Source organism: Caproicibacterium lactatifermentans, assembly GCF_013315815.1.
Classification (GTDB): domain Bacteria; phylum Bacillota; class Clostridia; order Oscillospirales; family Acutalibacteraceae; genus Caproicibacterium; species Caproicibacterium lactatifermentans.
In genome coordinates, this window is record NZ_CP046051.1 from 1,022,297 (window position 1) to 1,048,407 (window position 26,111).

At 46.5% G+C, this 26,111-nt stretch carries 26 protein-coding genes; 23 read left to right on the plus strand and 3 right to left on the minus strand.

Going from position 1 to position 26,111, the window contains the following annotated elements; genetic code table 11:
• Positions 1–6: 6 nt before the first annotated feature.
• Positions 7–174 (minus strand): hypothetical protein, encoded by a 168-nt coding sequence (locus GJQ69_RS04955; protein ID WP_157658934.1) that lies wholly within the window; start codon positions 172–174, stop codon positions 7–9.
• 155 nt (positions 175–329) lie between these two features.
• Here GJQ69_RS04955 and GJQ69_RS04960 point away from each other — a divergent pair, with 155 nt between their 5' ends.
• From GJQ69_RS04960 to dhaS, 19 genes are all read left to right on the plus strand, one after another.
• Positions 330–794, plus strand: coding sequence for a MarR family winged helix-turn-helix transcriptional regulator (locus tag GJQ69_RS04960; protein ID WP_086035790.1), 465 nt, complete (start codon positions 330–332; stop codon positions 792–794).
• Positions 791–1,750: a beta-ketoacyl-ACP synthase III gene (locus tag GJQ69_RS04965; protein ID WP_174193135.1), complete on the plus strand. Its 960-nt coding sequence runs from the start codon at positions 791–793 to the stop codon at positions 1,748–1,750. Before GJQ69_RS04960 ends, GJQ69_RS04965 begins: the two co-directional genes overlap by 4 nt.
• Before the next feature lie 47 nt (positions 1,751–1,797).
• On the plus strand, positions 1,798–2,037 hold the full coding sequence (locus GJQ69_RS04970) for an acyl carrier protein (protein ID WP_086035787.1): 240 nt from the start codon (positions 1,798–1,800) through the stop codon (positions 2,035–2,037).
• Positions 2,038–2,039: 2 nt separating this feature from the next.
• Entirely contained in the window at positions 2,040–2,987 is a 948-nt protein-coding gene (fabK, locus tag GJQ69_RS04975; protein ID WP_174193144.1) for an enoyl-[acyl-carrier-protein] reductase FabK, read from the plus strand.
• Positions 2,975–3,892 carry an ACP S-malonyltransferase gene (locus GJQ69_RS04980; protein ID WP_086035785.1) on the plus strand — a complete coding sequence of 306 codons (918 nt, stop codon included), beginning with the start codon at positions 2,975–2,977 and terminating at the stop codon, positions 3,890–3,892. Before fabK ends, GJQ69_RS04980 begins: the two co-directional genes overlap by 13 nt.
• Before the next feature lie 26 nt (positions 3,893–3,918).
• The gene (gene fabG / locus GJQ69_RS04985; protein ID WP_086035784.1) at positions 3,919–4,662 is read left to right on the plus strand and encodes a 3-oxoacyl-[acyl-carrier-protein] reductase; all 744 of its coding nucleotides are present in this window, start codon (positions 3,919–3,921) and stop codon (positions 4,660–4,662) included.
• A gap of 15 nt (positions 4,663–4,677) precedes the next feature.
• On the plus strand, positions 4,678–5,910 hold the full coding sequence (fabF, locus tag GJQ69_RS04990; RefSeq protein ID WP_174193146.1) for a beta-ketoacyl-ACP synthase II: 1,233 nt from the start codon (positions 4,678–4,680) through the stop codon (positions 5,908–5,910).
• 3 nt (positions 5,911–5,913) lie between these two features.
• A complete protein-coding gene (gene accB / locus GJQ69_RS04995) occupies positions 5,914–6,375 on the plus strand; it encodes an acetyl-CoA carboxylase biotin carboxyl carrier protein (protein WP_086035782.1) in 462 nt (153 codons plus the stop codon).
• Between the two features lie 67 nt (positions 6,376–6,442).
• Positions 6,443–6,856 (plus strand): 3-hydroxyacyl-ACP dehydratase FabZ, encoded by a 414-nt coding sequence (fabZ, locus tag GJQ69_RS05000; RefSeq protein WP_086035781.1) that lies wholly within the window; start codon positions 6,443–6,445, stop codon positions 6,854–6,856.
• Positions 6,857–6,882: 26 nt separating this feature from the next.
• On the plus strand, positions 6,883–8,226 hold the full coding sequence (gene accC / locus GJQ69_RS05005; RefSeq protein WP_086035780.1) for an acetyl-CoA carboxylase biotin carboxylase subunit: 1,344 nt from the start codon (positions 6,883–6,885) through the stop codon (positions 8,224–8,226).
• Positions 8,220–9,095 (plus strand): acetyl-CoA carboxylase, carboxyltransferase subunit beta, encoded by an 876-nt coding sequence (gene accD / locus GJQ69_RS05010; protein WP_086035779.1) that lies wholly within the window; start codon positions 8,220–8,222, stop codon positions 9,093–9,095. The genes accC and accD overlap by 7 nt, the downstream gene beginning before the upstream one ends.
• Positions 9,096–9,100: 5 nt before the next feature.
• The gene (locus GJQ69_RS05015; protein ID WP_086035778.1) at positions 9,101–9,877 is read left to right on the plus strand and encodes an acetyl-CoA carboxylase carboxyltransferase subunit alpha; all 777 of its coding nucleotides are present in this window, start codon (positions 9,101–9,103) and stop codon (positions 9,875–9,877) included.
• A complete protein-coding gene (locus tag GJQ69_RS05020; RefSeq protein ID WP_086035777.1) occupies positions 9,874–10,698 on the plus strand; it encodes a DegV family protein in 825 nt (274 codons plus the stop codon). The genes GJQ69_RS05015 and GJQ69_RS05020 overlap by 4 nt, the downstream gene beginning before the upstream one ends.
• Positions 10,699–10,971: 273 nt before the next feature.
• Positions 10,972–13,890, plus strand: a complete 2,919-nt coding sequence (locus GJQ69_RS05025) for an acyl-CoA dehydratase activase (protein WP_174193148.1) — start codon at positions 10,972–10,974, stop codon at positions 13,888–13,890.
• A 12-nt stretch (positions 13,891–13,902) separates the two neighbouring features.
• Complete coding sequence (locus GJQ69_RS09875) at positions 13,903–15,180, plus strand: 2-hydroxyacyl-CoA dehydratase (RefSeq protein ID WP_086035775.1); 1,278 nt, start codon at positions 13,903–13,905, stop codon at positions 15,178–15,180.
• A gap of 227 nt (positions 15,181–15,407) precedes the next feature.
• Positions 15,408–16,445, plus strand: a complete 1,038-nt coding sequence (gene spoIVB / locus GJQ69_RS05035; protein WP_174193150.1) for a SpoIVB peptidase — start codon at positions 15,408–15,410, stop codon at positions 16,443–16,445.
• Between the two features lie 128 nt (positions 16,446–16,573).
• Entirely contained in the window at positions 16,574–17,329 is a 756-nt protein-coding gene (spo0A, locus tag GJQ69_RS05040; protein ID WP_174193152.1) for a sporulation transcription factor Spo0A, read from the plus strand.
• A gap of 269 nt (positions 17,330–17,598) precedes the next feature.
• Positions 17,599–19,254, plus strand: coding sequence for a dihydroxy-acid dehydratase (gene ilvD, locus GJQ69_RS05045; RefSeq protein ID WP_086035772.1), 1,656 nt, complete (start codon positions 17,599–17,601; stop codon positions 19,252–19,254).
• 45 nt (positions 19,255–19,299) lie between these two features.
• Positions 19,300–19,884, plus strand: a complete 585-nt coding sequence (gene dhaS / locus GJQ69_RS05050) for a dihydroxyacetone kinase transcriptional activator DhaS (RefSeq protein WP_174193155.1) — start codon at positions 19,300–19,302, stop codon at positions 19,882–19,884.
• A 65-nt stretch (positions 19,885–19,949) separates the two neighbouring features.
• On the opposite strand, the gene GJQ69_RS05055 is transcribed toward dhaS, so the two are convergent.
• Positions 19,950–20,849 carry a patatin-like phospholipase family protein gene (locus GJQ69_RS05055; protein ID WP_086035770.1) on the minus strand — a complete coding sequence of 300 codons (900 nt, stop codon included), beginning with the start codon at positions 20,847–20,849 and terminating at the stop codon, positions 19,950–19,952.
• A gap of 247 nt (positions 20,850–21,096) precedes the next feature.
• Between GJQ69_RS05055 and GJQ69_RS05060 the strand changes: the two genes are divergently transcribed.
• From GJQ69_RS05060 to GJQ69_RS05075, 4 genes are all read left to right on the plus strand, one after another.
• On the plus strand, positions 21,097–21,519 hold the full coding sequence (locus GJQ69_RS05060) for a VanZ family protein (protein WP_274379848.1): 423 nt from the start codon (positions 21,097–21,099) through the stop codon (positions 21,517–21,519).
• On the plus strand, positions 21,516–22,484 hold the full coding sequence (locus GJQ69_RS05065) for a zinc ribbon domain-containing protein (RefSeq protein ID WP_086035768.1): 969 nt from the start codon (positions 21,516–21,518) through the stop codon (positions 22,482–22,484). Before GJQ69_RS05060 ends, GJQ69_RS05065 begins: the two co-directional genes overlap by 4 nt.
• Before the next feature lie 166 nt (positions 22,485–22,650).
• Positions 22,651–23,973, plus strand: coding sequence for a MurT ligase domain-containing protein (locus GJQ69_RS05070; protein ID WP_086035767.1), 1,323 nt, complete (start codon positions 22,651–22,653; stop codon positions 23,971–23,973).
• Positions 23,970–24,737 (plus strand): type 1 glutamine amidotransferase, encoded by a 768-nt coding sequence (locus tag GJQ69_RS05075; RefSeq protein ID WP_086035766.1) that lies wholly within the window; start codon positions 23,970–23,972, stop codon positions 24,735–24,737. Before GJQ69_RS05070 ends, GJQ69_RS05075 begins: the two co-directional genes overlap by 4 nt.
• Positions 24,738–24,830: 93 nt before the next feature.
• Here the strand turns inward: GJQ69_RS05075 and pepT are convergent, their stop codons facing one another.
• On the minus strand, positions 24,831–26,057 hold the full coding sequence (gene pepT, locus GJQ69_RS05080) for a peptidase T (RefSeq protein WP_086035765.1): 1,227 nt from the start codon (positions 26,055–26,057) through the stop codon (positions 24,831–24,833).
• Positions 26,058–26,111 lie beyond the last annotated feature (54 nt).

Consider the following 26,111-nt stretch of genomic DNA (forward strand, 5'->3'; position numbering starts at 1 on the left):
TTGAAATTAGGTATTTTCAGGCTTCTGTTTTTCTTGCTGAGTGAAAGTCTGTACGAATTTTTGAATTTCTTCGTCTGTCTTTTCACTCAGCGCTGTTTGGTAAACTGCCTCCTGTAAATAGATAGGAAGCTGCGGTTTTTCACTGGATTTGTTTTGATTTACATCGTTCTGCATTTTTTCACCCCCATATCCTATAGAATGGACAAGAAAGCGAAAAATACACAGAGAAAGTGTAGGCACTTTCACCCTGCACTTGACAGGGAAAATCATTTTTATTATAATATTTAATTAGTCTAACTAAGTAAATAACAGAAGAGGGGCTGAACTAAGTGACACAGCTGGAAACAGAATTAAATGATCTGCTGACGCTGGCCTTTCGTTCCGTTCGGGAAATAGAAGAAGACATGCTAAAAAACAGTCATGTTCTAAATATTTCTATCAGTGAGATCCATTTTCTGCAGGCTGTGTACGATTCGGGTGACAACTGCACCATCAGCGCTCTTTCAGCCAATCAGCGTGTCAGTTTGCCCAGCGCAACAGCCGCTGTAAATAAACTAGCGAAGAAGGGATATGTGGAGAAAAAGAAATGTCCGTCTGACCTGCGTGTTGTGAATGTACATCTGACTAGATTAGGACATAAGGCGGTTATGGCACATCGCTATTTTCATACTCGTATGGTAAAGGCCGTTTCCGGCGCTTTAAATACAGAAGAACAGGAAGCAATGCTGAAAGGTGTGCAAAAACTCAATCAGTTTTTTGCAGATAAGCTGCACCGGGAGGATAAAGAAAAATGAGCTTTACAATATTGGGCACAGGCAGTGCACTGCCTGCTCATACCGTTTCTAATGAGGAACTGTCTAATTTTTTGGACACCAGTGATGAATGGATTTATTCCCGAACAGGAATACATACTCGCCATGTGATGACAACAGAATCAATTTTGCAACTTTCCGTACAGGCAGCACAAAAGGCGCTGGAAATGGCACATACATCACCACAGGAGTTAGACTGTATCATCTGTGCCACGGCAGCAGGAGACTGGATTTCTCCAAGTACAGGCTGCATGATTCAAAAGGAGCTGCAGGCCAGTTGTCCGGCATTTGATATCAATGCTGCCTGCAGTGGTTTCCTTTATGCTATGGACGTGGCGGACGGCCTTTTTGTCCGCAAAAGGGCCATCCGCGTACTGCTGGTTGCCGTTGAAGGCCTCAGCCGGCTGCTGAACTGGAAAGACCGCTCCACCTGTGTTTTGTTTGGTGATGGAGCGGGAGCAGCGGTCCTGGGGGAGGGCGACGCGCTCAAATATATCCACCTGACAGCTGAAGGCTCGCTTGCCATTAACGTTCCATGCAGTGCTGGGACCTCTCCATATGATGCGTTCACTTATCAGCCGCAGGGCCTATGCATGAATGGAAAAGAAGTTTATAAGTTTGCCGTTCGCTCTATTTGTCATGGGCTACAAAAAGCCAGCGAGACAACCGGAATTCCGCTGGAGAAAGTCGACCATTTTCTGCTGCACCAGGCAAATCAACGCATTTTAAACGCGGCAGCCAAAAAGCTCGGCCTACCCAAAGAAAAAATCCCAACAACGATTGCAGATACAGCAAACACTTCTGCATCCAGCATACCAATTTTGCTGGATGCAGAAGTGCGGGCGGGCCACCTTCATCGGAATGACCTACTTATGCTCTGTGCATTTGGTTCTGGCCTGACCAGTGGTACAGCTGTACTCCGCTGGGAAAAAGAATAAACTCATTTATCTATAATAAACAACAACTAACAAAGGAGCTACTGAAAATGGAAAACAAAGAAACGATGGAAAAGCTCGAAAAAATCTTTCGCGAATATCACGATGACCTGAAGCCAGGTTCTTTAAAGCCAGAAACTACCTTTGAGGAGCTGGAACTGGATTCCCTGGACATTGTGGACCTTGCCATGGCCTGTGAGGATGAATTCGGCATTAACATTCCAGATGATGCAAACCTGAAAAATGTACAGGACTTGCTGAATCTAATTCAGAAAGGCGGCAAGGAATAACCATGCTGCATACACTAATTTGTGACCTTCTGGGAATAGAATATCCGGTTTTTCAGGGTGGCATGGCATGGATTGCAGATGCTGATTTGGCAGCGGCAGTCAGCAACGGCGGTGGTCTTGGCATTATCTCTGCCATGAATGCAAACGGAGATTGGCTGCGTGGACAGATTCGCAAAGCAAAGACACTGACAGATAAACCTTTCGGTGTAAATATCATGCTGATGAGTCCTTTTGCTGATGAAGTTGCAAAAGTCGTTGTAGAAGAGGGCGTAAAAGTTCTGACCACCGGAGCCGGAAATCCAGGCAAATATATGGCCGCATGGCGTGAAGCAGGCATTCAGGTGATTCCTGTCGTTGCCAGTGTTGGCCTTGCACGAATGATGGAACGCAGCGGTGCTACAGCAGTCGTAGCAGAGGGAAGTGAAAGCGGCGGACATATCGGCGAAGAAACAACTATGGCGCTGGTGCCACAGGTTTGTGATTCCGTAAAGATTCCTGTTATCGCCGCTGGGGGTATTGCGGACGGCCGCGGGATGGCAGCTGCATTCATGCTGGGTGCCTGCGGTGTACAGATGGGCACACGCTTTCTAGTTGCCAATGAATGCAATGTACATCAAAACTATAAAAAGCGTATTTTAAAAGCCAAAGATATCGATACAATCGTCACTGGGCGCCGACAGGGGGACGCAACACGCAGCCTGAAAAACCGCTTCAGCCGGGACTTCTCAAAAGCGGAAATGTCAATGGATATTCCGGTATCCAAGCTGGAAAAGCGCGGTGTCGGTGCTTTGCGGCGCGCTGCGGTGGAAGGCGACGAAACCACCGGCTGCTTCCTTGCGGGACAGATTGCCGGACTGATAAAAAAAGAACAGCCTGCGGCGGAGATTGTCCACGAAATTTGTGCACAAGCGGAAGAGATGCTGAAAGGGGCACCAAAATGGGTAAGATAGCATTTCTTTTTGCCGGACAGGGTGCGCAGTACCCAGGCATGGGAAAATCCTTATATGACAGCAGCGCAGCTGCAAAGGCTGTCTTTGATACAGTCGAATCGGTTCGGCCGGGTACCATTCAACAGTGCTTTTCTGGTACGAAAGAAGAACTCATGAAAACCTCTAATACCCAGCCGTGTGTATTCTCTGTTGACCTTGCAGCAGCACGCGCACTGGAAGAGGCCGGTATTCACGCGGACGGTGCAGCAGGTTTTTCCCTTGGTGAAGTTGCTGCATTAACTTTTGCCGGTGCTTTTGCAGATGATGCGTTAGGGTGCTCTTTGGTAACCGAGCGCGGCCGTCTGATGCAGAAAACCAATGAAGAAAATCCCGGTTCCATGGTCGCGGTTTTAAAGCTGCCAAATGAAAAAGTAGAGGCCATCTGTGCGGAGTTTTCACAGATGTATCCTGTTAATTATAACTGTCCGGGACAGCTGGTCACGGCCGGTGTAAAGGAAAACATTGATGCGTTCTGCGCCAAAGTAGCTGAAGCCGGCGGACGTGCGAAAAAATTAGCCGTTGGCGGTGGGTTCCATTCACCACTGATGCATCAGGCCTCGATATCTTTTGAATCAGTGCTGCAAAAGACAGGTGTGAAAGCGCCATCCATTCCGGTTTACGCCAATTACACGGCGAAACCGTATGGAAATGAGAAGGTTAATGTACTGGCCCGCCAGATAGAAAATCCGGTTCGCTGGCAGCAAACATTGGAGAACATGGCTGCTGACGGATTCCGGACCTTTATTGAAGTTGGTCCCGGAAAAACATTATCTGGCTTTGTAAAACGGACTCTGTCCAAAGTACAGATTCTGCGGGTAAGCACAGCCGAGGAACTAGAACAGACAGTACAAACCGTTTTGGGATGATATCAGAAAAAAGGGAGGATAGAAACATGGGTCATACAAAAAAAACTGCTCTGGTTACAGGCGGCAGCCGCGGTATTGGGCATGCTACTGCGCTGCAGCTTGCTAAGGACGGTATGAATCTTGCTATTTTATATGCGGGAAATACATCTGCGGCACAGGAAACGGTAAAAGAGTTACAGGCACTCGGTGCTGTTGCAAAAGCATACCAATGTGATGTTTCCAGTTCTAATATGGTTAAGGCGACTGTTAAGCAGGTCCTGCAGGATTTTGGCGGCGTAGATGTCCTGGTAAACAATGCCGGCATCACACGGGATAATCTCTTGCTTGCACAGAAAGAGGAGGACCTTGACCGTGTATTGAGTGTCAGCCTAAAAGGCGCTTTTTATATGATTCAGGCTTTGTACCGCAATTTTATGAAAAAACGTGCAGGGCATATTATCAATATATCTTCTATAGTTGGGCTGCATGGCAATGCTGGTCAAGCCAGCTACGCAGCTGCCAAAGCCGGCGTTGTTGGTCTGACCAAAAGTGTAGCAAAAGAATTGGCTGGCCGCGGCATTACCTGCAATGCTGTCGCTCCCGGTTTTATTCAGTCTGATATGACTGCTGCCTTATCAGAACAGGCACGCAGTCAGGCAATTGCAGCTGTGCCGCTCGGCCGTCCTGGCCTTCCAGAAGATGTTGCTCAGGCAGTAGCGTTTCTGGCAAGTGACCGTGCAGCTTATATTACTGGTGTCGTCCTTCGCGTAGACGGCGGCATGGGTATGTAAAAAAGGAGGCTTTTTATGCGCAGAGTAGCAGTGACAGGCTTGGGTGCCGTAACACCCCTTGGAAATACAACAGACGAAACATGGAAGAACCTTACAGAAGGGAAAAACGGAATTGGGCGGATTACCCATTTTGATTCCTCTGATTTAAAAGTATATCTGGCAGGAGAAGTAAAAGGCTTTGACCCGCTGCAGTATTTTTCCAGAAGTGAATTGCGTAAATATGACCTTTTTATTCAGTATGCAGTCGCTGCAACTGAGCAGGCAATGGAAGACAGCGGTATTAAAGGAAAAATTTCCCCAGAACGTTTAGGAATCTATATTGGCAGCGGGATTGGCGGTATTTCTACAACACTAGAAAATTATAAGCGTTTACTAAATGGAAAGCATGTTTCCGCTCATATGATTACGAGCATGATTGTGAATATGGCTGCCGGCGTTGTTTCTATTCGCACGGGTGCCAAAGGCCCCTGTGTACCGATTGTTACTGCATGTGCTACCAGTACACATACCATTGGCGAAGCATTTCACTGTATCCGGGACGGCTATGCAGATGCAGCGATTGCTGGCGGCAGCGAAGCAGCTATCAATCCGCTTACTGTTGCCGGATTTTCTTCCTGCATGGCACTGACGACTAATCCAGATGCCAACACAGCCTGCCGTCCATTCGATAAAAATCGCAGTGGTTTTGTTCTTGGTGAGGGTGCCGGTATTCTTCTTTTGGAAGAATACGAGCATGCAAAAGCGCGCGGAGCAAAAATTTACGGTGAAGTTCTCGGTTATGCCAACACCAGCGATGCTTATCATATTACTGCTCCGCAGCCGGAAGCTGAGGGCATCACCCGCTGCATTCAGTTGGCAGTTAAGGAAGCCGGCGTCAACGTTGGTAGCAATACTTATATCAATGCGCATGGTACCAGTACAGTTTTGAATGATAAGAGTGAAACACTGGCTTTCAAGCAGGCTTTTGGTGAAGAAACAGCACATCAGGTCAAGATAAGCAGCACGAAAAGTATGACTGGGCATCTATTGGGTGCCACTGGTGCTGTGGAAGCACTGGCATGCCTGAAAGCGCTGCAGACCGGAACTGTTCCGCCCACAATTGGCTTAACAGAACCAGATCCGGACTGTGACTTGAACTATACACCAGGTAAAGCAATGAAAGCAGACTTAAAAACAGCTATTTCCACATCCCTTGGTTTTGGCGGACACAATGGTTGCTTGGTGTTTGGTAAAGCAGAGGAGGAATAACTGATGAACTTGCAGGAAATCAAAGAACTAACGCAGGTTATGGAAGAGGCTGGACTGACCTCTTTGGAAGTAGAACAGGATGGACAACGTGTCTGTCTGAAAAAAGATTTGCCTCCAGTTGCACCGGTAACAACAATCTCTGCCGCGGCACCTGCAGCGGCGGCTCCTGCACCATCTGCTACAGATACTGTTTCAACAAACACAGAGGATGGTGTCGTCAATTTTAATGATGTAACAGAACTGAAGTCACCTATGGTGGGAACAGTTTATGTAGCACCATCGCCTGGAGAGAAGCCCTATGTCCATGTTGGGGATAAGGTAAAGCAGGGGCAAGTTCTCTGTGTCATAGAAGCTATGAAGCTGATGAACGAATATACAGCGCCGCAGGATGGCGAAATTGTTGATATTTGCATTGAAGACGGTCAGTTGGTCGAGTATGGCCAATGCCTGTTTAAAATCTATTGATAAAGTAAATTGCTTTACATTATTACGTGTAAGGCAATTTACTTTACATAAAAGGAGGACCTTCTATTTGAATCGGGAAGAACTCAAACAAATTTTACCACATCGGGAACCAATGCTTTTAGTGGATGAAGCAACCCTTCTGCCAGACGGAACAGCACAGGGAAAATACACAGTTCGTGGGGATGAATGGTTCTTAAAAGGCCATTTCCCAGGGAATCCGACCGTTCCAGGTGTCATTTTGTGTGAAATGATGGGGCAGTCCTGCTGCGTTCTGCTGGCAGAAAAGTTGAAAGGGAAAACGCCATATTTTACAGGAATGGACAAAGTCAAGTTTCATCGTCCGGTCAAGCCCGGTGATACACTGGAAATTTCCTGCAGGCCAACAAAAGAGTATAAAGGATTTTACTTTACAAAATGCCGTGGAACTGTGAACGGAAAAACGGCGGTTACCGGCGACTTGAGTTTTGCAATTATTGGCTGACTGTAACAAAAATGAGGTGAAAAGGTGTGTTTTCCAAAATACTCATTGCGAACCGTGGTGAAATTGCGGTACGCATTATTCGAGCCTGCAAGGAAATGGGAATCGCCACTGTGGCGGTTTTCAGCGCTGCAGACCGGGATGCGCTGCATGTAAGTCTTGCCGATGAAAGTGTTTGCATTGGTCCTGCCCGTGTACAGGATAGCTATCTGAATATGCCGGCAATCCTTTCGGCCGCTGTTACAACGGGAGCGCAGGCCATTCACCCAGGCTATGGGCTCTTAAGTGAAAATGCAAAATTTGCTCAGCTGTGTGAAGAATGTCATATTACCTTTATTGGGCCGGATTCTGGGCTGATTGCGAAGTTGGGCGATAAGGATGAAGCGAAACGTACAATGCGCGCTGCAGGGGTTCCAGTTGTCCCAGGCAGCGGACTGATTGACAGTGATGCAACAGCATTAGCGGCGGCAAAGGAAATTGGTTATCCTCTGCTTGTTAAAGCAAGGGCAGGCGGCGGCGGCCGCGGTATACGTCTGGTGAACAGCGCCGAAGAACTGCTGCCAGCACTGCATGCTTCTGCTAAAGAAGCTGAAATTGCTTTCGGAGATGGTGCTTGCTACCTTGAAAAATACTTAAATCCAGTCAAGCATATTGAAATGCAGATTTTATGTGATAATTATGATAACGTCCTTTGTCTTGGAGAACGAGAGTGCTCCATTCAGCGCAAACATCAAAAACTGCTGGAGGAAAGCCCTGCAGTCTGCGTCACATCACAGTTGCGGCATAATATGATGGAAGCTGCTAGCAAAGCAGCAAAGGCTGTTCATTACCGCAGTTTGGGAACGATAGAATTTTTGGTGGACAGTGACCTCAGTTTCTATTTTATGGAAATGAATACGCGTCTGCAGGTGGAACATCCCGTAACAGAAATGGTAACAGGCATGGACCTTGTAAAATGGCAAATCCGTGTTGCTTCCGGTATACAGCTTCCCTTTGCCCAAAAAGATGTTCGTTTGCGCGGACATGCTATTGAGTGCCGCATTAATGCTGAGGACCCAGAAAACGGGTTTGTGCCCAGCTGCGGAAAAATTAATCTGCTGCATATCCCAGGCGGTCCATGGGTGCGGTTTGACACGGCTTTGTATCAGGATTATACGGTGCCGCCTTTTTACGATTCTCTGTTGGGAAAGCTGATTGTCTATGCACAAACCAGAGAAGAAGCCATTCGAAAGATGCAAGCTGCTCTGGCAGAACTAGTCATTGAAGGCGTCAGCAATACTGCTGAACTGCAGATGGATATTTTATCTGACCCCAGTTTTCTGGATGGCAGCTATCATACTGACTTTATGGAAAAGAGGGAAAAGCTGTGCTGAAACGTGCCAACTTTAAACCCAGCCGCAATACATTAGAAAATTTCGGAATTGCAACAGCAGCAAACGGTACCCCGGAGCAACCCCAAATTCCGGACCGGCTGTGTGTGAAATGCCCAGGCTGTGGAAAAATGCTTTTTACCATCGACGTCCAAAAGAATGACAATGTGTGCCCGGAGTGCAGCTATCATTTTAAGATGCCGGCCCGCAAACGATTGCTTTCTTTGTGTGATGAGCAATCATTTACAGAGTGGGATTCTACATTATATAGTAAGGACTTTCTTTCTTTCCCAGGTTATAAAGTTAAGTTAAAAAGCAGCCGACTGAACAGCCGTGAAAATGAAGCTGTTATTTCTGGATATGGAAAAATCAGTGGGTCACCCTGTGCTTTGTTTGCAATGGATGGCCGTTTTATGATGGGAAGCATGGGCTGCGTGGTCGGGGAAAAAATAACGCGCGTTTTTGAGCGTGCGACACAGCAGCACCTGCCGGTCGTTGGATTTACACTTTCCGGTGGGGCTCGTATGCAGGAGGGAACACTGTCCTTAATGCAGATGGCAAAAACCAGCGGCGCTGTTAAACGTCACAGTGATGCAGGCCTGCTGTATATCACAATTCTAACAAACCCAACAACTGGCGGTGTTACAGCCAGCTTCGCAATGGAAGGGGATATCCTTCTCGCAGAGCCTGGAGCTCTGATTGCATTTGCTGGTCCGCGTGTCATTGAACAGACCATTCGTCAGAAACTTCCAAAAGGATTTCAAAGCGCTGAGTTCCTTTTGGAAAAGGGGTTTCTGGATGATATCGTTGCCAGAAAAGATATGCGTCATACATTGTCTCATCTTCTAAAACTACATGAAAAGGAGGCGTGACCTCGGTGGAAGCCTATAAAAAACTGCAGCTTGCCAGAAAGTCAAACCGGCCAACAGGCCTCGATTATATCAATCACATTTTAACAGATTTTTTTGAGATGCATGGTGACCGCCGTTTTGCAGATGACTCAGCTATTGTAGCTGGCATCGGGCGTCTTTGCGGCCAGCCTATCACCGTGATTGCTCAGGAAAAAGGTCATACGATGAAGGAGCGAACCTACCGGAATTTTGGCAGCGCACATCCAGAGGGATATCGAAAAGCACTCCGCCAAATGAAGCTGGCAGAAAAGTTTGGTCGTCCGGTTCTTTGTATTGTAGACACTGCCGGTGCATACTGTGGTACCGGCGCGGAGGAACGTGGGCAGGGGGAAGCTATTGCAGAGAATCTTTCAGAAATGATGACGCTGCAGGTTCCTATTCTTTCTCTTTTTATCGGTGAAGGCGGCAGCGGCGGCGCTTTGGGTTTGGCAGTAGCCAATGAAGTTTGGATGATGGAAAACGCTGTTTACTCAGTTATCAGTCCAGAAGGCTGTGCAAGCATTCTGTGGAAAGACCCACATAAGGTGCGGGAAGCCAGTGACAGCCTGCACATTTGCCCGGAGGATCTAAAGCTTTTGGGAGTAGTGGAGCGTATCCTACCGGAAAATGATTGGGAGCAGTTGTGGCAGGACCTTCCTTTGCTTCTGCATCAAAAACTTGTTGAACTTTCTAATCTTTCTGGCTCTGAACTGTCCGAATCACGATACCGCCGTTTCCGGAAAATGGGGGTGTATGGAGAATGATTGCCATTGTCACAGACAGTACAGCACCTGTCACACGGCAAGAAGCCGAAAAATACGGCATCTGCATCGTTCCACACAGCTATCAGGTGAATGGAACCACTTATTTGGAAAACTATACAGACCGAAATTACAACTATACGCAGCGGTTAACCAATGCTGGGAACCATACAGCTACGAACCAGTGTACATCTTCCGCTTTTGCGGTCATGTTTGAGCATCTTCTTTCACAAGGATACGAAGTCCTCTGCATCGTCATTTCTTCGCGTTTAAGCGGTGCGTGGAACAGCGCCGTAACCGCGGCAAGAGAAATCGGCGGCGATAAAATTGCCGTTGTGGATTCTCTTACAACGGCCGGTGGGCTTTATTATCAGATTATGCGCGCCCGTGAATTAGCAGATACAGGAATATCGTTGGATAAACTGGCAAGCTACTGTGCCGCACAACGGAGCAGTGTCGGTTTAGGCTTTTCTGTAGAAGATATGCATGCCCTGCGCCGCAGCCGCCGCTTGGGACCGCTGAGTCAATCTGTCACAACAATTTTAAATTGCCGTCCTATTTTCCTGGTACAGGATGGGACTATCGTTTATAAGGAGCTGGCACGCGGCCGTGCGAACCGGATACGAATGCTGTCTGCATTGGTGCCACAGAACGCACAGCGCATTATGGTACAGGGCTTTGGCACAATGCCGATTGCGTCAAGTCTTGCACATATGCTGCAGCAGCATTTTCCGCAGATAGAGATTCAGCGTAAGGAAGTGGGCCCGGTACTAAGCATTCATATTGGTATGCAGGCCTTGGCGGTGTCTTGGTGCTTGAATTGACTCCTATAAAAGTTTAAAAATAAAAATTGTTTTCAGCAGCGGGATGCGTTTTTCTACCTGCTGCTGTTTTCATTTTGATACAGAACGGTACCCGGTGATTTCCTTGACATAAAAGTTGGAATACGATACAATAAAATGATTCTTTCACATAAAATGCAGCTGTGTCCCGCTTGGAGATACAGCTTTGATGTATAAACAAATTTTGCACATCAAAGCTTTTCTAAATGGACGAGATTTATTGTGTGCCATTCAGAAGAAAGGGGTCCCATCTAAATGAAAATTGGTCTTGATGTTGGTTCCACGACAATTAAAAGTGTGGTATTGAACGACGATAATCAGATTGTTTTCAAGTCTTACGAACGCCATTATTCACAGATTACGGAGAAAATAACAGAACTGCTTACTAAAATCCGTGATGAAGTAGTGCATGGAGAAGATGCACTACTGACAATCTCCGGCTCCGCTGGCATGGGTATCAGTGAAACATGTGACCTGCCGTTTGTTCAAGAAGTATATGCCACGCGAATTGCTACTGGGCGCCTTCTGCCGCAAACCGACTGTATCATTGAGCTGGGCGGTGAAGACGCTAAAATTCTGTTTTTAACAGGTGGTCTTGAAGTTCGTATGAATGGCACTTGCGCCGGCGGTACAGGCGCTTTTATTGACCAAATGGCAACTCTTCTAAACGTTTCCCTGGAGGAGATGGATTCCCTTTCAGAACATTATGAGAAAATTTATACGATTGCTTCCCGCTGCGGTGTCTTTGCAAAAAGTGACATTCAGCCGCTTTTAAATCAGGGCGCACGAAAAAGTGACCTTGCCGCCAGCATTTTTGCTGCAGTGGCAAATCAAACGATTGCCGGCCTTGCACAGGGCCGACCGATTACTGGAAATGTCCTGTATCTGGGTGGACCTCTTACTTTTCTGAAAGGTCTGCGCCGTGCATTCGATATGGCCCTGAAAACAAAGGGGACCTGCCCAGAAAACAGTCTCTACTTTGTCGCTTTGGGCGCCGCATACAGCAGTGAAATCGAGATAGATTTGGATACAGCATTAAAGAATATTTCCACTTATGGTGTTACCGGAAACTTCCGCAGTATCGACCCGCTTTTTAACAGCAAAGAAGAATATCGTGCATTTGTAGAGCGTCACAGCAAAAGTAAAGTTCCCCGCGGTAATCTTCAAACTTACCAAGGCCCCTTTTACCTCGGTGTAGATTCTGGTTCTACGACCATCAAGGCCGTTGTTATGGGAAACAGCGGACAGATTCTGGACAGTTTCTACCGTGGAAACACTGGCAATCCGGTACCGATTATGCGTGATTATCTATTGCAGCTGTATCAAAAGCGTCCAGATATTTCTTTTACCGCAGCAGCTGTTACCGGCTATGGAGAAGACCTGCTGAAAAATGCCTTTAACATTGATTATGGTGTTGTTGAAACAATAGCACATTTTACAGCAGCCAAACGCTTTATGCCAAATGTGGATTTTGTTATCGACATTGGCGGGCAGGACATGAAGTGTTTTAAAGTTCACAATGGGGCCATAGACAATATTTTCTTGAATGAAGCTTGTTCTTCCGGTTGTGGTTCCTTTTTGCAGACATTTGCCAATACGCTGGGATATAAAATCGAGGACTTTGCAAAGCTAGGCCTATTTGCTAAACATCCGGTTGATTTGGGAAGCCGCTGCACCGTCTTTATGAACAGCCAGGTCAAGCAGGCACAGAAAGATGGCGCCACGACGGAAGACATTTCAGCCGGTTTGTCCGTTAGTGTCGTCAAAAATGCATTGTATAAAGTTATTCGTGTATCTTCAGCGAAAGAGCTGGGCAAAAATATTGTTGTACAGGGTGGTACATTCTTAAATGATGCGGTTCTGCGTGTCTTTGAAAAAGAAATGAACGTCAACGTTATCCGTCCAGACATTTCCGGCCTGATGGGTGCTTATGGTGCGGCAGTTTACGCGATGAACAAAGCGCTGCATAAAGAAACCGGAACCAGTACGCTTATTTCCCGAGAAGAACTGGAAACCTTTAAACATGAGGTGAAAGTAACTAACTGCGGTATGTGCAGCAACAACTGCCGTTTGACCATCAATATTTTTGACAATGGCCGCCGGTTTATCGGTGGAAATCGCTGTGAGCGTCCTGTAACGAAGCGCAGCGGCACGGGTGCGGAGTATGATTTATATACTTACAAGCTGCAGAAGCTGCAGTCGTATACGCCAGTGCCCGCAGGAAAACGTGGAAAAATCGGTATTCCAATGTGTTTGAATATGTATGAAATGCTTCCATTCTGGTACACGTTTTTTTCCATGCTTGGCTTTGAAGTGGTCACTTCTCCGCTTTCCAACCGAGAACTTTATCTGGAGGGTCAAAGCACCATTCCCAGCGATACGGTTTGCTTCCCTGCAAAGCTGTCACATGGTCACATTCTGCGCTTGTTGGATGAAGGTGTGGATACCATTTTCTATCCCTGCCTAAGCTATAATTTTGATGAGAACCGCAGTGACAATCACTATAACTGCCCGGTTGTTGCTTATTATCCGGAAGTAATCGCAGCCAACATGCATCAGTTGAAAGGTAAAAAATTCATCCATGACTACGTTGGCATTCATAGGCCCCATGATTTTCCTAAAAAGATGTTGAAAATTTTAAATTACCATTTTCATAATCAACCATTTACACTGAAAGAAGTGAAGATAGCTGCCAACGCTGCTTATCAGTCTTACAACGATTATATGACGGACGTTCGCAAAAAAGGCGGCGAAATTGTAAAACGTGCACGGCTGGAGCATAAACCGATTATTGTTCTTTCTGGTCGGCCATATCATTTGGACCCGGAGGTCAACCATGGCATTGATAAACTAATTACCAGCCTGGGAGCAGCTGTTATCAGTGAAGATGTTGTGGCTGCCTGTGAACATATGGAACCGGTCAAAGTACTGAATCAGTGGACTTATCATGCACGCCTTTATTCCGCTGCCGAATATGTCGCCACACAGCCGGACATGAACCTGGTGCAGCTTGTTTCTTTTGGCTGTGGATTGGATGCTATCACAACTGATGAGGTACGCCGCATTCTTGAAGAGAACGGCAAAATTTACACCCAAATTAAAATTGATGAAATCACAAATTTGGGTGCCGTAAAGATCCGCCTGCGCAGTTTGTTTGCAGCGCTGGAACAGTAAGGAGATAGAATAATGGCGGAATTGGTATATGACAACACAGGACGGCTCATTTTTACAAAAGAAATGAAAAAGGAATACACCATTCTGATTCCCATGATGCTGCCGGTTCACTTTAAACTTTTTGTTGGTGTTTTGCGCAATGCCGGTTATAAAATTGAATTGTTGGAAAATAGCGGACAGGCTATTGTACAGGAAGGCCTGAAATATGTTCATAATGATGCTTGCTATCCGGCTATTTTGGTCATTGGCCAGTTTTTGGATGCCCTTCATTCCGGCAAATATGATTTGGACCACACCGCGCTGTTGCTGACACAAACCGGCGGCGGTTGCCGTGCCAGCAATTACATTCCTCTTTTGCGCAAAGCACTGCATAAAGCTGGAATGGACCAGATCCCTATTATCAGCCTAAACCTTGTTGGGCTGGAGAAAAACCCCGGGTTCAGTATGACTTTGCCCATGATAAGCCGTATGATGGCAGGCGTTGTGTACGGCGATGCGCTGATGAGTCTGAATAATCAGATAAAGCCCTATGAAATTGAAAAAGGGCAGAGTGCAGCGCTACTGGACAAATGGGTGGAAAAGCTCAACGAACAGTTTGTACACACTCGGGGTATCAGCATGGGCGACCAGCGTAAAAATTTGGCTGGCATTATGAAGGACTTTTCGGAAATACCAGTCAAGAAGGTCTCTAAAATTCATGTTGGCATTGTTGGCGAAATTTATGTAAAATATGCGCCCTTCGCAAACAATCATCTGGAAGATTTTCTCGCTGAGCAGGATTGCGAAGTCAATGTGCCGGGTTTAATGAACTTTTTGCTTTTTATGGTCAGTCACGGCTTGGACGAAAGGCGGCTGTATGGTGGCAGCTTTGCGAAGGCAGCTGTTGTGAAACTCCTTTTCAATTATGTTACGAAAATGCAGCATATTATTACAGAGACATTCCAGCCTTATCCGCAGTTCTTGGCACCAACCGAATTTTCTCATGTCCGCGAACTGGTCAAAGGTGTGATTGGTTACGGTGCTAAAATGGGTGAAGGCTGGCTTTTGACCGGTGAAATGTTGGAGCTCAGTGAATGCGGTTTTGAAAACATTATCTGCGCGCAGCCGTTTGGGTGTCTTCCAAACCATGTAGTTGGCAAAGGAATGATTCATAAAATCAAACAGATACACCCGAATGCCAATATTGTCCCGATTGACTATGACCCCAGTGCGACACAGGTAAATCAGGAAAATCGTATTAAGTTAATGCTTGCTGTTGCCCGTGAAAATCTGGGAAAAGGTAAAAATTAAGACTTCATAGAAACCCTGGAATGATATGCCGTCCAGGGTTTCTATTGCATTTTTCGTTCGCAATATTTTTGGAAAAACAGGATGTCAACAGATGACAGCCGACACTCCTTGCTTGCAGAATGCGTTTATTCTGTCCAAATCATACCGACGAGCGGCAGAATTCCCATTCGTAAATACATCTCCATGAGGCAGATTAATAACTGCGGCCTGAGGAGGTGCATGTAAAAATGAAAAAAGTTGAAAGGCAAGTTGCTGCTGTTCTTGCAGCAGCGGTGCTCAGCGTCAGTGCGGCTGCTTCAGCGGCGGAACCGACGTCAGCACCTGTCAGCGGTCCCCATGTCTGTATGCTGGTCCCATGTGGCACGCCCTTTGGCATTAAGTTGTTTACAAATGGTGTTGTTGTAGCCGGTACAGCAGATTTGGAAACGCCCACTGGAACCGTGAATCCTGCCGCAAAAGCGGACGTACGGGTGGGAGATATCATTCGCTCTGTCAACGGTAAGCCTGTTACAAAGAATGAACAGATAGCTGCGGCCATTCAAAAAAGCGGAGGGAAAGCGCTGAAACTTGGTTTGCTGCGCAGTGGCAAAGAACAAACTGCAAATATTTTGCCAGTACAGAGTGCAGGGAGTTACCGGGCGGGCCTTTGGGTAAGAGACAGTGCTGCGGGTGTCGGTACGCTCACTTTCTATGACCCACAAACACATGCCTTTGCGGGTTTGGGGCATGGCATAACAGACCCGGACACGCATACTATTATGCCGTTTGGATGCGGAGACATTGTACCTGTCACAATTTCCGGCGTTCAAAAAGGTTCCGCCGGTGTACCAGGAGAATTGGAAGGTTATTTTACGTCAGATGTTCCGTCTGGAACGCTGTATTCTAATTCCGAGCAGGGTGTATTCGGCAATCTGAAGCAACCACCGCATAATACGGCCGTTCCAGTATGTCCTGCAGAAGAAGTGAAAGCCGGACCGGTACAGATTGTCTGTACGATAGATGGCAACACTCCGCATACGTATCAAGCAGAAATAGAGCTGTTAAACGTGCGCGGTGCACGCAGCAAGAACATGGTGCTGCACATTACGGACAAAACACTGTTAGCCCGTGCTGGAGGCATTGTGCAGGGAATGAGCGGCAGCCCCATTCTGCAGCAGGGCAGGTTGGTAGGTGCTGTTACTCATGTATTTGTAAATGATCCGACACGTGGATATGGAATTCTGGCTGAAAATATGTTGTCTGCCGAAAAGAAAGCAGCAGCATAGCAAAAACATGGGAAGCGGCTGTTTTCCGTATGAATTTCCCCAGAAAAGAAAAAATTCTCATTAAACTGTTGCCAATAATCCCAATATATGGTAATATATTGATGTAAAAATTCTTAGGGGGACTAAATATGGAGAATAGTATAAAACTTTTGATTGCCAATGAGAGTCCAGAGTATCAACAGGAAAATACTCATGTTTTTGAAGAAAATGGTTTTTGCGTATCTTATACTGAAAAAGACGGCAGCAGTCTTCTGAAAGCTGTAGAAACACAGCAGCCAGCAGCTGTGTTAGCTCCTATTTTCATGCCGGGGTTGGACGCAGTCGGTGTGTTGAATTCTTTGCAGGAACATCACCCGACAAAGCTGCCTACTTTTGTTGTGGAAAGTAATTTTACAAGTCCTACGCTGGAGAGGGAAGTCCTTTCAGCAGGAGCTGCCTATTTAGCTGTGCAGCCATATGAAACTGTTCAGCTTGCCCGGCGAATTCGTCAGCTACTGACCATGGAAAATCCAACAGTACCTTGCCAGGAAACGCTGGAAATTCAGGTAACCGAAATTTTACATCAAATTGGTGTTCCAGCGCATATCAAAGGGTACCATTATCTGCGGGATTCTATTATTATGGCAGTGGAAAATCCGGATATTATCAATGCCGTGACAAAACAATTATACCCAGGTGTTGCGAAAAAATACGGAACAACGCCATCCCGTGTGGAACGTGCTATTCGTCACGCGATTGAAGTCGCATGGGACCGCGGAGACGTCGATATTTTAAATTCCTATTTTGGATACACGATTCACAATACCCGCGGCAAGCCAACCAACTCGGAGTTTATCGCCATGATTTCTGATCGGCTGCGGCTGCACATGAAAAACGCCGGATAACAAAACTGAAAGATTACTTCGCAAGTATCTCCACTTTATTGGGCCCTAAGAACAGGCCTGACAAAATGGAGATGCTTTTTTAGAGAAATCAATTGTATACAGAAAAATACTTCCTATATTTTTCATGTACTTGTTGTTCAAAATGAAATTTTATGCAGTTTTATACGGTTTATAACTCTCTTTTGCAATTAGTTTGACAGTTTCACTGTTATTCTTTATAATAAGTATAAATTTTATGGTGGTCTGCTACCTTGGGAGGGAACATACAAATGAACAGTGATGCAATTAAAAAAGACGTGCCTAAACGGGCTCTGTTCCATGCGCTTGGCCTAACAAATGAGGAAATTGACCGTCCTCTTATCGGCGTTGTCAGCTCATACAACGAAATTGTACCAGGACACATGAACATTGATAAAATTGTAAAATCGGTAAAAACTGGTGTTACAATGGCAGGTGGCACACCATTGGTTTTCCCGGCAATCGCAGTGTGTGATGGAATCGCAATGGGACATCGTGGCATGAAATACAGCCTGGTTACCCGAGAACTGATTGCCGACTCTACTGAGGCCATGACCATTGCCCATGCGCTGGATGCACTGGTTTTGGTACCAAACTGCGATAAAAATGTTCCCGGTCTTCTCATGGCGGCGGCCCGCCTGAATGTCCCTGCAATTTTCGTCAGCGGCGGTCCAATGCTTGCCGGACGTGTACAGGGGAAGAAGACCAGCTTTTCCAGCGCAAGTGAGGCAGTTGGTGAATATGCGGCTGGCCGTATTTCAAAAGAAGTGCTAGACGAATATGAAGCAAACACCTGTCCTACCTGTGGCAGCTGTTCCGGTATGTATACAGCGAACAGCATGAACTGTCTGACGGAAGCACTTGGCATGGGGCTGCAGGGAAACGGAACCATTCCTGCTGTTTATTCTGCTCGCCTGCAACTTGCAAAACATGCTGGTATGCAAATTATGGAACTGCTTAAACAAAATATTCGTTCGCGTGACATTATGACAATGGACGCCTTTGAAAATGCACTAACCGTAGATATGGCCCTTGGCTGCAGCACAAACAGTGCACTCCATTTGCCGGCTATTGCCCATGAATGTGGTCTGGAATTGAATCTAGATATTCTTAACCATATCAGTGCCCATACACCAAACCTGTGTCACCTTGCGCCGGCAGGGCATACCTATATAGAAGATTTAAATGAGGCAGGCGGCGTCTACGCTGTAATGAACGAGCTGGCTTCCGCCGGTCTTCTACATACTGATTGTATAACCTGCACTGGTAAAACCGTGAAAAAGAACATTTCCGGCTGCGTCAATAAGGATCCGGAAATCATTCGTCCTTTGGACAACCCTTACAGCAAAACCGGTGGAATTGCTGTTCTGCGCGGCAACCTTGCACCGGACGGCTGTGTTGTTAAGCGCAGCGCCGTATCTACAGAGATGCTGCAGCATAAAGGTCCTGCCCGTGTCTTTGAAAGTGAAGAAGAGGCAATGTCCGCTATCCTTGGCGGAAAAATCAATCCCGGCGATGTTGTTGTCATCCGTTATGAAGGACCAAAAGGCGGTCCCGGTATGCGGGAAATGCTCAATCCAACTTCCGCAATTATGGGCTGTGGCCTGGGGGACAGTGTTGCGCTGATTACGGACGGCCGGTTTAGCGGTGCTACCCGTGGTGCTGCCATCGGTCATATTTCTCCGGAAGCGGCGGTAGGTGGTCCTATTGCTTTGGTACAGGAAGGCGATCAAATTGAAATTGATATTCCTTCCAACTCCATTCAGATTGATGTTTCAAATGAAGAATTGGCCGCACGCAAAGTACGGTGGAAACCAAAAGAACAGCATGTAACCGGCTATCTTGCTCGTTATGCGGCCTTGGTTACCTCCGGCAGCCAGGGCGCTGTTCTGTCGCTGGGCCAATAAAAAGTTCCGTGTTCGTATTTTAAGAATAGAAGAGGAAATGATAGCATGGCGGATTCCAATATCACCAAAAAGGCTCTTGCAGATGCAATGAAATCACTGATGGCAGAAGAGCCCTTTTCAAAAATCAGCATCAGCGATATTTGTGCCCGCTGCTCTATGAATCGTCAAAGCTTTTATTATCATTTCCGAGATAAATATGATTTAGTAAACTGGATTTTCTACACAGAACTGATTGAGCATTTGTACGAACATGAACCTACTAGCGGCTGGGATTTGCTGCTGGATGTCTGTACCTATTTCTATGCAAATCGGCCATTCTACGTAAATGCTTTGCAGGTAACCGGACAGAATTCCTTTACGGATTATTTTGCCGATGTTATGCGTGCAATCGTCCAGCCATATTTTGAGGAAATCTTCAATGGCAGTCATGAAAACAAAGAGGAATTGGACTTTTATGTACAGCTGTTTACAGACGCGTGCAAAACAGTCATTTGTCGTTGGTTGTTCGACTTACCGAATATGAAGCCAGAGAAGTTTGTCGCGCTGGTCCGCCATGCGGTTGTATGTACAGCACATTGTGTAGTGCAAGACGAAAAAGCATCCCAGGACACAAGCAAAGAAAACAAATAAACAAACAAATCAAAAGGCTGTTTGCGTATTTCGGTAAACGCAGACAGCCTTTTTACTGTACTTTTCTATATCTGTGCAGAAGAATTAGCAGGCGGAAAATCTTTTGGCCAGCGGGGAAGGGTGATTCCCCATTTTTCCTGTGCCCGATAAAGTGCTTCTTTTCCTTTCTCCAGTCCAATGCGATAAGCAGTCAGCAGCTGGTCATGATTTGTGCCAAAACGATCCAAAGGCAGTGGCTCATCTGGTGCTGCGATAATTGCTTCTCCGTCATGTTCCATGCGTTGAATCATATCGAGTGTTGTATTATAAACTTTATGACGTGTATCCATGACGTGCACTAAAGCAGGATAGTGGCGATATTTATGTGCATACACCGGTCGGCCAACCTGTGGCTTTTTGCGATAGCCACGTTCCCGTGTCAGTACAATAATGATTTTATCACAGCCATCAGCTAAAGCTTTATCAATTGGAATAGGTGCATGCAGCCCACCGTCCAAATACTCTCCATTCTGATAATGCACGATTGGAGAAAAAACCGGCAGGGAACAAGACGCCCGCAGTACCGTACAGGGAGGCACAATCTCCTCCTTCCCAAAATAGCAGGTTTTTCCCGTACGAACATCAGTGGCGCCCGCAAAAAAAGTGCATGGATTCCTGCGGAAGGTGTCATAATCAAAAGAGTCCAGTTTTTCTGGTATTTCGCCAAAAATATAATCCATGCCAAAAAGGGATTTTGTCTTCACAAAGTTATGTAGGCTTAGATAGTCTTCTTTTCCCGCATAATTAACAGTTGTGCGCAGTCCGCGCTCATTCTGCATGGAAACATAGGAAATGCCAATAGAGGCACCAGCTGAAACACCAATAACCTCATCCGCCATAAACTGTGCCTGTAAAAAAGAGTCCAGCACGCCAGTGGAATAAATGCCCCGCATGCCGCCGCCTTCCAGTACAATTCCAATTTTCAAGTCTGTTCGCCTCTGGTTCGTCAGATTCTTACAAAACAAATATTTCATCTTATGTTATTATAAACCCAAGTTTTCTGATTGACAAGGTCCCCTAAAAAGTCTCTTTGACTTTCACCAGGTTTCAAAAAGTGATATACTATATTCGTTTTACAGAACAAAAAGGAGCCTGCACGAAAATATGACACTTGCTGTAAAAGAGAAAAGAGTAGGATACAGCCTGGAAGTTCGCAGATGGATATGTTTTCTGATGGCTGTTTGCTGTATGATACTGATTTTTCATTTTTCCGCTCAGAATGGTCCTAAAAGTGACAGCGTCAGTATGCCATGTGCTGTCTGGTTAAAAAAGACTTTGCGTCTTTCTGCTTCTAATGTTTCTGTTCACCATTTTATACGGAAGGCAGCACATTTCACTATTTATATGCTGTTGGCAGCTTTTACTGCTGGGTGGCTGTCTTCCTTTTCGCTGCGTCCGGCAGTTTGGCTGTTTGTCACAGTTGCTTTTTGTGCTGCCTATGCGGTGGGCGATGAATTTCACCAGTCCTTTACGGCACTGCGCTCTCCGTCTCCATGGGATGTACTGCTGGATACGATTGGTGCAGCAATCGGTGCGGTACTTATCCTGATACTGACGTCCTGCTGTAGAAAAGGGAGAAAGAAGGCCCAACTTTGATTTGTCCAAAATGTGGTTATGACAACCCGGCAGAAGCACGCTTCTGTTCCAGATGTGGAATGCCTTTTCAGGATATGGTGCCGCCTGCAGAAGATAGTGAATTTTTAAATAATCATCTTTCTGACAATGAATACGACACTTATGAAGAGGAAGATGAAGAGCCCAAACATCATTCGTATGGGCCGTTCATCACGCTTATTATCCTCCTTTGCGTGGTAGCCGTTGGCATTAGTTTTTCTGTTGCATGGAAACAGGAACAAGGAACATGGCCATGGGAACGGTTAATAGGTACCGCCTCGTCTGCTGTTTCACAGGCGGCAGTTTCTTCTTCCCAGCAAACGCTGATTCCCCGAAAGACTAGCCCAAATTACACGGCTGCGGATATTTCAGCCGCCGTCCGCAACAGTGAATTTCAACAGTTTGCTGTATCTGAATCTGAAATTAATTCTATTAAGACGGATGGCCAGTCACTAACAGATGCAGACCTTGTGGAATTTACCGTGACAAAGTCCATGGTACAGCTGCATATGCAGGTACGTATTCCCAGCAGTTACTCCTCAGCCGTTTCCGGAGCACCGTCTTCCATAGATAAACCCCGTGTAACCGCATGGGGCGCAGATACATGGAAACTGACGGGCACTTGGAATGACACGGACGGAAACGCACTGCTGATTGATACCTGCAGCGCTGGCAGCCTAACGGCACGTTATGTACCTGCCGGGACATTTGAAAGCCGTGCAGTCTCTGGCTCTATTTCTGAAAACGGTGATATTTCTTTATTAAGTGGAAAAACACAAATCAGCGGACAATTTACCCCCGCAGGAACTGCTTTACTGACGATTACTGTCAATGGCAGGCAGCCTCGCACCCAGCAGTTCATCATGCTGTCCTCCGCAATCGCCGGTTTGCCAAGCGTTCCTTCCTCCGCTGTATCCAGTTCATCCCGCACGTCCGCTGTTCCTTGACACAGCAGAAGATGTGATTCTTTATTTACAAAGGGTTTAAAAACTGCTATAATTCAACATATACTTACACAGCAGACAGATGCAGAACCGCATCTTCCTGCTGTTTTTCATGCACATTCATTTTTAAGCACAAATGCTGTTTGAAACAGCTGGAGGGGACAAGTTTATGCGGTTAAGAAGCTCATTTGCTGTTCTGCTGGCCCGTGCGGTTAGCTGGGGGGAGCGGCACATCCTGCACGTAGGTGCCAGTGCCATGCCGGGACGCTTTGCCCTGCGAATCGACCCAATGGTTCTGGGGCAACTTGCCAAGAAGCTGCACAAAGGTTCTATCGTTGTATGCGGCACCAATGGCAAAACAACGACGAATAATATTATTTGCCGAGCGGTAGAAAGCTGCGGCAATTCAGTTTTATGTAACCGAGCCGGAGCTAATATGGCATCTGGTGTTGTGACCGCTTTGCTGCCGGGCAAGGGAGCAGACTGGGGAGTAATGGAAGCGGACGAACTTTCTACACCGCACATTGTACCTTTTTTAAAGCCCCGATATATGGTTCTGCTCAATATCTTTCGTGACCAGCTGGACCGTTGTGGGGAAATTGACACAGTTATGAACGCCATTATCTCCGCACTGGAAAAATCTCCGGAAACAATTTTGATTTACAATGCAGATGACCCATTTTGCTCTCACATTGCCTCACATGTAAAGAATACCATTCCGTTTGGTATTGCTGAGGACCTGCATCTGCCGCAGGACCGCGTGACTGGCGGCCGGTTCTGCTTAAAATGCGGTACCGAGTTGGAATATGATTATCGTCAGTATGGACAGCTGGGTGCATTCCACTGCCCCAAATGCGGCTTTCAGCGGGCACCGTTACAGTTTGCAGCAACTGATGTGCAGCTGGGCGGCGGCATATCCTTTACTGTTGGGGATACAACGATTAAGACACAATACAGTGGTGTCTATATGGTTTATAATTTATTGGCAGCATATTCGGCTGCTTCTATGCTGGGCTGCAGTGCACAGGATTTTCAGCATACATTGGACCAGTATGACCCCAAGAACGGACGGCTTGAAAAATTCATGGTACAGGGACATCCTATCATGCTGAATCTGGCGAAAAATCCAACTGGCTTTAACCAAAACATGGCGTTATTGCTGCAGGACCAGGGACCGAAAGTTATCTATTTCATTATCAATGATAATGATAACGACGGCAATGATATTTCTTGGCTGTGGGACGTTGACTTTGAACGGCTGGCCAAAGAAAAAGAAATGGTCGTATATGCCGGTGGTCACCGTATGAATGATTTGCAGGTACGCCTGAAATATGCTGGCATCCCGGCAGAATTAGTGGAAAGCGTGGCAGAAGCAGCTGAAAAGACGCGTGCACTGCCAACAGAACATCGTCTATATATCCTTACCAATTATTCTGCGCTGGCACCTGCGCAGCGGGAATTGCGCACCCTGAGCGGGGAGGAAAAACAATGAAATTAAAAATTGCGCATCTTTATCCGGAACTGCTGAATCTGTACGGGGACGGCGGCAACATCATCTGTATGCAAAAGCGCTGTGAATGGCGCGGCATAGAGGCTGAGGTCTATCAGGTACACAATGGAGAGCTGGCCGATTTTTCTGACGTTGATATTGTTTTTATCGGCGGTGGAACAGACCGGGAACAAAAAATTGTCTGTGACGCGCTGCTATCTGAAAAAGAGCAATTGCACGCCTATGTGGAGGCAGGCGGCGTCCTGCTGGCTGTCTGCGGTGGTTATCAGCTTTTGGGGCACAACTATCTGCTGGGGGATGAGTTGGTCAAGGGAACGGGCGTTGTTGACCTGAAAACAGAGCGCGGAGAAGGCCGACTGATTGGCAACGTTATGATTCAAAGCGACATCTGTAAAATGCCGATTGTCGGCTATGAAAACCATGGCGGGCGCACTTATCTTGGTGACTGCCATCCTCTTGGCAAAGTGATTTCCGCCGGTGGATACGGCAACAACGGCACCGACGGCTACGAGGGTGTGCATTATAAAAACGTAATCGGTACGTATCTGCATGGGCCACTGCTGCCAAAGAACCCACAGGTGTGCGATTACCTATTGCATACCGCACTGACGCGTCGCTACGGAGAAGGCTATGATTTTCCAGCGCTGGATGATACGATTGAAAATAACGCCAATCAAGTCATGCAGGAACGCTTAAAAGAAAACGTCGTCAACAAAATGAAAGTAAACGCACGCGGAAAAAGCTGAAATAAAATCATATACAAAGGGACTGCAGAAAACCGGAAAACTTCCGAATTCTCTGCAGTCCCTTAATGATTGTTGAAATCATTAAATTTAGTTTTATTTAGAAGATGCCGTAAAACGATGAATAATTTCTAAAATAATCGCGGTACATAAATCCATATCTTCTGCTGCGACGTGTTCATATGGCCCATGATAGGCATGACCGCCGGTACCCAAATTGGGGCATGGCAGGCCTTTGACACTCAGCATAGCACCATCTGTTCCGCCGCGAATGGGTTCTTCATATGGTGTCAGGCCAAGCTCTCGAATTGCCGCCCGCGCATTTTCCACCAGCATGGGGTACGGCTGGATGTAAGGCAGCATATTTTCATATTCATCAGCCATTTTTAATTCAACTGTGCCTTCACCATACTTCTCGTTTAGCGTACGGACGATATGGCGAAGCATATCTTTACGAATCTCAAAATGTTTTTTGGAATGGTCCCGAATAATATAAGTGAGCTTTGCTTCTTCAATGCAGCCTTCCATACTGCACAAATGGAAGAAACCTTCTTTGCCAGCAGTATGTGATGGTGTTTCAGCGGCGGGGAGCATTGCATTGGCTTCCATTGCAATTAAAGAAGCATTTTTCATAATGTCTTTTGCATCTCCGGGATGCACATTAAAACCATGAAAAGTCAGTTCTGCACCTGCCGCGTTAAAGTTTTCATATGTGATTTCACTGACCTCGCCGCCGTCTACCGTATATGCATACTTGGCACCAAAGCCGGGAATATCAAAAGAGCGTGTACCTTGTCCGATTTCTTCATCTGGTGTAAAAGCGATACAAATACGACCATGCGGCAGCTTTTTTTGCAGCAGTTCTTCACATGCGGTCATGATTTCCGCAATGCCTGCTTTGTCATCCGCACCCAGCAGAGTAGTTCCATCTGAAGTAATCACCGTTTTGCCCTTCATGTTGGCAAGGTCTGGGAAAGCCTTTGGCGAAAGGACACGGCCGCTGGAACCCAACGAAATCTCTCCGCCGTCATAATCTTTATGAATCTGTGGATGAACGCCTTTTCCGTTAAAATCTGGGGCTGTATCCATGTGTGCAATAAAGCCAATCGCGGGGACCTGCTCCATACCGGGGACTGCGGAAAGTTCGCCGTATACATAGCCGGATGATGAAATGCGGACATTTTCTAGCCCAAGCTGATTCATTTCGTCTTTCAGCATGCTGGCAAGGTCCAGTTCCCGTGCGGCAGACGGTGTGGTAGAGGAATTCCCGTCTGAGGTTGTATAGACTTTAACATATTTTAAAAGTCTTTGTGCTGCTTTCATGATTGATGCATCTCCTGTATTCTCATCTGTCAATATACTTATTCAGTATACGCT

Bases quoted from the DNA above. Each gene is read 5' to 3' on its own strand.
- GJQ69_RS04955 (WP_157658934.1), bottom strand. From the start codon at position 174: ATGCAGAACGATGTAAATCAAAACAAATCCAGTGAAAAACCGCAGCTT.
- GJQ69_RS04965 (WP_174193135.1), top strand. From the start codon at position 791: ATGAGCTTTACAATATTGGGCACAGGCAGTGCACTGCCTGCTCATACC.
- GJQ69_RS04970 (WP_086035787.1), top strand. From the start codon at position 1,798: ATGGAAAACAAAGAAACGATGGAAAAGCTCGAAAAAATCTTTCGCGAA.
- fabK (WP_174193144.1), top strand. From the start codon at position 2,040: ATGCTGCATACACTAATTTGTGACCTTCTGGGAATAGAATATCCGGTT.
- GJQ69_RS04980 (WP_086035785.1), top strand. From the start codon at position 2,975: ATGGGTAAGATAGCATTTCTTTTTGCCGGACAGGGTGCGCAGTACCCA.
- fabG (WP_086035784.1), top strand. From the start codon at position 3,919: ATGGGTCATACAAAAAAAACTGCTCTGGTTACAGGCGGCAGCCGCGGT.
- fabF (WP_174193146.1), top strand. From the start codon at position 4,678: ATGCGCAGAGTAGCAGTGACAGGCTTGGGTGCCGTAACACCCCTTGGA.
- accB (WP_086035782.1), top strand. From the start codon at position 5,914: ATGAACTTGCAGGAAATCAAAGAACTAACGCAGGTTATGGAAGAGGCT.
- GJQ69_RS05020 (WP_086035777.1), top strand. From the start codon at position 9,874: ATGATTGCCATTGTCACAGACAGTACAGCACCTGTCACACGGCAAGAA.
- GJQ69_RS05025 (WP_174193148.1), top strand. From the start codon at position 10,972: ATGAAAATTGGTCTTGATGTTGGTTCCACGACAATTAAAAGTGTGGTA.
- GJQ69_RS09875 (WP_086035775.1), top strand. From the start codon at position 13,903: ATGGCGGAATTGGTATATGACAACACAGGACGGCTCATTTTTACAAAA.
- spoIVB (WP_174193150.1), top strand. From the start codon at position 15,408: ATGAAAAAAGTTGAAAGGCAAGTTGCTGCTGTTCTTGCAGCAGCGGTG.
- spo0A (WP_174193152.1), top strand. From the start codon at position 16,574: ATGGAGAATAGTATAAAACTTTTGATTGCCAATGAGAGTCCAGAGTAT.
- ilvD (WP_086035772.1), top strand. From the start codon at position 17,599: ATGAACAGTGATGCAATTAAAAAAGACGTGCCTAAACGGGCTCTGTTC.
- dhaS (WP_174193155.1), top strand. From the start codon at position 19,300: ATGGCGGATTCCAATATCACCAAAAAGGCTCTTGCAGATGCAATGAAA.
- GJQ69_RS05060 (WP_274379848.1), top strand. From the start codon at position 21,097: ATGGCTGTTTGCTGTATGATACTGATTTTTCATTTTTCCGCTCAGAAT.
- GJQ69_RS05070 (WP_086035767.1), top strand. From the start codon at position 22,651: ATGCGGTTAAGAAGCTCATTTGCTGTTCTGCTGGCCCGTGCGGTTAGC.
- GJQ69_RS05075 (WP_086035766.1), top strand. From the start codon at position 23,970: ATGAAATTAAAAATTGCGCATCTTTATCCGGAACTGCTGAATCTGTAC.
- pepT (WP_086035765.1), bottom strand. From the start codon at position 26,057: ATGAAAGCAGCACAAAGACTTTTAAAATATGTTAAAGTCTATACAACC.